The organism is Streptococcus oralis, assembly GCF_001579175.1.
In the GTDB taxonomy this organism is placed as follows: domain Bacteria; phylum Bacillota; class Bacilli; order Lactobacillales; family Streptococcaceae; genus Streptococcus; species Streptococcus oralis_O.
This window is the reverse complement of sequence record NZ_KQ970760.1, coordinates 583,658-585,049: the sequence shown is the minus strand read 5'-3', so window position 1 is coordinate 585,049 and position 1,392 is coordinate 583,658. Positions and strand designations below refer to the sequence as shown.

Here is a 1,392-nt window from a genome sequence, read left to right as displayed (position 1 = left end):
ATTCCCAACTGCTCCACAAAGATAGGCATGAAAGGAACGACCAGGGAAATACTAGCTCCCGTTAGAAAACTACCGAACCAGGCGACACGAAGATTCTCTTTCCAACTAATCTCTTGCACAGCTATCGCCTCTTTCAAGTAACTTGACTACTTGACTCACAAGCTGATCACGACTGCCATTGTTATCTAATATACGACTCGCCAATTTTCTCTTTTCTGCTAAAGACCACTGGGTTGCCAGACGCGACTCGGCGACTTCCTTAGAAAGATGATCCCGTTTCATGAAACGTTCTAATTGGATATCATAGTCCACATAGACCAGCCACGTCTCATCAAACCAGTTGGCATATCCCTGTTCAAAAAGCAGGGGAATATCCATGAAAAAAATCGCTTCTGTCTGGGCCAACTGGTCTCTCAGTGCAGCCAGTTCCTCACGAATGATCTCTCCTTGGGTTTGCTTAGACCATTCTCGTTCTTCAGGGTTTGAAAAGATGATACTAGCTAGGAGAGGGCGATTGAGTTCTCCATTTTCTAAGATGATTTTCTGTCCAAAGTGCTGGACTAAGACCTGATAAAGGCGACCCCCAGGTTTTTGTAGATCATGGACGACTGCGTCGGCATCCACCACTTGAAAACCTTTCTGTCTCAAAAAATTTGTCACAGTTGACTTACCCGAAGCAATGCCTCCTGTGATTCCGATAATTTTTCCCATCAGCCCCTCCTTTGACACTGAGGACAAAAATGAGTTCCTCGTCCACCGAGCTGGAATTTCTCAATGATGGTGCCACAGCGTGAACATGCTTGACCAGTCTTATCATAGACCTGATGAAAATCCTGCATGGTTCCATCTTCCCCAAAGGCATTGGTATAGGTTCGAATAGTTGAACCCCCTTTTTCAACAGCCTGACCCAAAACAGCAATGGTCTGGTCATGAATTGCTTTCGTTTCCTCTGCTGTCAAAGTCTGGGAAGATCTAGCTGGATGAACCTGAGCACGCCAGAGGACCTCATCCACATAGATATTGCCAAGGCCAGCTACCAAGGTTTGGTCTAGGAGATGAGATTTGATAGGCTTTTTAGATTTGGCAAGGGCAGTTTGAAAGGACTGCAAATCAAAGTCTTGCTCTCTTGGCTCAGGCCCTAATTTTTTAGAAACAAAGTAGGCTTCCAATAGGCCGGGGGCCAATAGTTCCATGGTACCAAACTTGCGTACATCCTCATAAACAAGCGTTCCTCCATCTTCGAACTCAATGAAAACATGGGCGTGCTTGCGTTCAGGTACCTGGTCTGGATAGTAAAAATACTTGCCTTCCATTCGCAGATGGGAAATCAATACCTTGTCAGTCAGGTAAAAAAGTAAATATTTTCCACGACGCCCCATGGACTCAACAATC

Annotated in this window: 2 protein-coding genes and 1 pseudogene; all 3 read right to left on the bottom strand. The window is 45.3% G+C overall.

Annotation, left to right across the window (positions count from 1 at the left end; all coding sequences use genetic code 11):
- Positions 1-119: pseudogene (locus tag SORDD24_RS11740) on the bottom strand (MFS transporter); the annotation flags it as partial.
- On the bottom strand, positions 106-711 hold the full coding sequence (gene coaE / locus SORDD24_RS07215; protein ID WP_061409099.1) for a dephospho-CoA kinase: 606 nt from the start codon (positions 709-711) through the stop codon (positions 106-108). The pseudogene SORDD24_RS11740 and the gene coaE, both read right to left, overlap by 14 nt.
- Positions 711-1,392 (bottom strand): DNA-formamidopyrimidine glycosylase (gene mutM, locus SORDD24_RS07210; protein ID WP_081103542.1); only part of this gene is annotated, 682 nt, incomplete at its 5' end. The genes mutM and coaE, both read right to left, overlap by 1 nt.